Consider the following 3,872-nt stretch of genomic DNA (forward strand, 5'->3'; position numbering starts at 1 on the left):
TAGAGGAATTGCCACAAGATACGATAAGCTAAAACGTAACTATCAAAGCGCTGTTGCTTTAGCTTGTATATTTATATGGTTGCCTCTTTAGCTCAATTTATCGGCTGTAAATGTCAACACACCCTAAACATTTTTATAAAAATAATTTAGCAAATGGTAAATTTAACATTCTTGTAATTTCATTTGCTCATTTTTCTAAGGCATTGCAATCTATGATGCTTAATTTTGAAATTCATTGGAATAGAATCATTTCGAAAAAAATTTATATATGTGTCTAAATATTTAGGAACAGAAACGCCAAATCATGTCGTTCCACTCTAGTGATTTTCAACTAAGTTTGGCATTATTCAATTCAAGTAATAAATGAATAATGATAAATGACTCAAATGCGTTGGCTTGAACTTCTTTCTACAGTTCGTATTGGTAGCAATAAACACAGTTCTGAACAGGCACGTAGCCCCTTCCACAAAGACTACGACCGCATTATTTTTTCGCAAAGCTTTCGACAATTAAACCGCAAGACCCAAGTCCATCCCCTCACCCAACATGATGGCATTCATACTCGCCTGACGCACTCTTTAGAAGTGTCTTGTATTGGACGTTCATTGGGGATGTTGGCAGCGGAAAAAATTAAAGATGAACTCCCGATGTGGATTTCACCTGCCGATGTTGGTGCGATTATTCAAGCCGCTTGTTTAGCACATGATATTGGCAATCCGCCTTTTGGGCATGCTGGTGAATATGCCATTCGCGAATGGTTTGATGATGCATCACATACAGACTTTTTAAAAGATTTAAGCCCAGAAGAAGAAGCCGATGTTCGTCAGTTTGAAGGTAATGCACAAGGCTTACGTTTACTGACTAAAATTGACTATCACCCGAATGATGGTGGTATGCGCCTAACTTACGCAACCTTAGGGGCTTACTTAAAGTACCCATGGCTATCCAAAACCATTGCATCACAAGGCAATAAACCTGCGAGCCAACGAGCTAAATTTGGCTGCTATCAAGCAGAAAAAGACATCTTGCAGCAAATTGCAGAGCAACTCGGTTTAATTCAACTGGGTGAATATCACTACTGTCGGCATCCTTTGACCTATTTGCTTGAAGCCGCAGATGACATTTGTTATGCCTTAATTGATCTTGAAGATGGCATTATCCTCAACATGTTGAACTATAACGAAGTTGAGCCAATTTTCCTTGATTTGGTCGGTGACTATGGCATACCTGCCGAATTGGCGATGACTGATACCACTTGGCAGCAGAAAATTGCCGCTTTGCGTGGCCGTGTGATGAAGCGTTTGGTTGAAGAAGTAACTACAGCTTTTGCACGTCATCATAATGAAATTTTGACTGGCCAACTTAAAGGCAGTTTATTGCAGTATTGCAGTGAAGATATCGAGTGTGGAATTAACCGAGCGAAAGAATTAGCTCGCGATAAAATTTTTGAACATCCACAAAAAGCAGGCTTAGAGATTATTGCACACCAAAGTCTGCAAAATATTTTAGACGCATTTATTCCTCTAACTACGCCAAATAAAACCTTGAGTTTTAAAGAACAGCGACTGATGTCCATTCTCCACCGTTCGGGGGCACATTTTGGGCCGTTGCATTATGAAAACATCATGCAAGTATTGGATATTATCTCTAAATTTTCAGACCATCAGGCTTATAACCTTGCACAAGAACTTCAAGGCAATAAAGTTGGTTTCTTTTAAAGCTGAAAAAATGTGAAGGCTAGTAATTCGCTGGCCTTCACGCTAATCTCACAACAAATTGAAATTGAGCAAATAGCTCAGACTAAACTGAAATAAAGTGAATAAATGACATGATCGGATGTTTAATTGGCGAAGTGCTGGCATTGGAAGCACCAACAGTATTACTCAATGTAAATGGTGTGGGCTATGAGATTGACACCCCACTTTCTACATTTTGCCAACTACAAAAAGGTCAAAAAATTACCCTGTGGACACATCTGGCTGTTCGTGAAGATGCACAACTGCTGTATGGATTTAGCAATGCTCAAGAAAAACTGATTTTTCGCACACTTTTAAAAGTTAACGGCGTAGGCCCTAAAATGGCACTGGGCATTTTATCAACATTAAGTGTTGAAATGCTGATTCACACGGTTGAACATGAAGATGTAAACACTTTAGTCAAAGTTCCGGGTGTAGGTAAAAAAACCGCTGAACGCCTCATGATTGAGTTACGTGATCGCTTTAAAGCCATAGCTTCAGGTACGGCACCAACGAATTCAACTGTTGAACAAATTCAATTTACGGGCAACTCTGCCGTTGCTGAAGCTGAAGCGGCATTGCAATCATTAGGTTACAAACCAATTGAAGCACAAAAATTAGTGAATGCTGCCAAAGGTGACTTTACTGAAGCCAGCGACATTATCCGTGCTGCATTAAAGTCGATGAATAAATAATTTTTAGTTTCTAATGAGCACTGCATCCTTTGCCTTTTAGGGTTATAGACAGTATGTGAATCACGCAGGCGACAAGGATGTCGCTGTTAAACTGTGCTACAAGGACGTAGCATCAGTTTAACAAATGGGTTTTGTCACTTTTGCCCAGTCAAAAGTGAGAATCGCCTATACAATGGCATTTAAAGTTCAATCGCTTTTTGAGGCTGTGATTCTTCCACAACGATATAGAGATTAGTTAAATAATTATGCAAGACCGTCTTATCAGTGGTTCAGAAAAACCCGAAGACCACTTCGACCGCGCCATTCGCCCAACTTCCCTCGATGACTACATCGGGCAGCCTGTCGTCCGTGAACAAATGGAAATCTTTATTGGTGCTGCACGTGGCCGTGAAGAAGCACTCGATCACACCTTAATTTTTGGCCCTCCGGGTTTAGGTAAAACCACACTGGCCAATATCATTGCCCGTGAGATGGGCGGCAACCTTAAATCGACCTCAGGCCCTGTTCTAGAGCGTGCTGGCGACTTAGCCGCTATGCTGACCAATCTTGAAGAAGGTGACGTACTGTTTATTGACGAAATTCATCGTCTTTCACCGGTGATTGAAGAAATTTTATATCCAGCGATGGAGGATTACCAACTGGATATCATGATTGGTGAAGGCCCTGCTGCCCGTTCGATCAAACTGGATTTACCACCCTTCACTCTTGTTGCAGCGACGACTCGTGCAGGCCTACTGACCTCTCCTTTACGTGACCGTTTCGGTATCGTACAACGTTTAGAGTTCTATTCTGTCAAAGACTTAACGCATATTGTGACTCGTTCTGCCAACTTGATGGATGTGCCCATGACCGCCGAAGGTGCTCAAGAAGTTGCACGCCGTGCTCGTGGGACACCTCGTATTGCAAACCGTTTATTACGCCGGGTCCGTGATTATGCGCAAGTCAAAGGCACAGGTGAAGTAACCCAAGAGATGGCTCAACGTGCTTTGGACATGCTAAATGTCGATAAAGATGGTTTAGATACGCTAGACCGCCGTTATTTATCAATGCTACTAGAGCGTTTTGATGGTGGCCCTGCAGGTGTAGAAGCTCTAGCTGCTGCTATGGCAGAAGACTCAGGGACGCTAGAAGATGTAATCGAGCCCTACCTCATTCAGCAAGGCTATGTCATGCGTACTGCGCGTGGACGTATTGCCACCAATATGGCGTATTTACAGTTTGGGATGACACCACCAGAGCCGAAAGATAAGTAAACGATAATTCACTGAACGACTTCAGGGAGTTAAATGCTCCCTGCATGTTTATTTAAATTTTCTCTGTACACGACAAATTTCACAGAACCCTTATCCTATCAGGATTCTGCTTTCTTAAAATTGCCAAAATTTCCTTAAACTCTTCTTTTTTCCCAAAACCAATTAAACGCTGAATCGCCATTTGAACA

Annotated in this window: 3 protein-coding genes and 1 pseudogene; all 4 read left to right on the top strand. The window is 41.7% G+C overall.

Features of this window, described 5'->3' with window-relative positions:
- Window positions 1–91 (top strand): annotated as a pseudogene (locus FTU38_RS16415) (IS5/IS1182 family transposase); the annotation flags it as partial.
- Between the two features lie 286 nt (window positions 92–377).
- Window positions 378–1,718, top strand: coding sequence for a deoxyguanosinetriphosphate triphosphohydrolase (locus FTU38_RS16420; protein ID WP_180111869.1), 1,341 nt, complete (start codon window positions 378–380; stop codon window positions 1,716–1,718).
- Window positions 1,719–1,828: 110 nt separating this feature from the next.
- Complete coding sequence (gene ruvA, locus FTU38_RS16425) at window positions 1,829–2,431, top strand: Holliday junction branch migration protein RuvA (protein ID WP_180003293.1); 603 nt, start codon at window positions 1,829–1,831, stop codon at window positions 2,429–2,431.
- A gap of 245 nt (window positions 2,432–2,676) precedes the next feature.
- Window positions 2,677–3,684, top strand: coding sequence for a Holliday junction branch migration DNA helicase RuvB (gene ruvB, locus FTU38_RS16430; RefSeq protein ID WP_168378058.1), 1,008 nt, complete (start codon window positions 2,677–2,679; stop codon window positions 3,682–3,684).
- The last annotated feature ends 188 nt before the right edge of the window (window positions 3,685–3,872 follow it).

The organism is Acinetobacter sp. YH12098, from assembly GCF_013419235.1.
Taxonomy (GTDB): Bacteria; Pseudomonadota; Gammaproteobacteria; order Pseudomonadales; family Moraxellaceae; genus Acinetobacter; species Acinetobacter amyesii.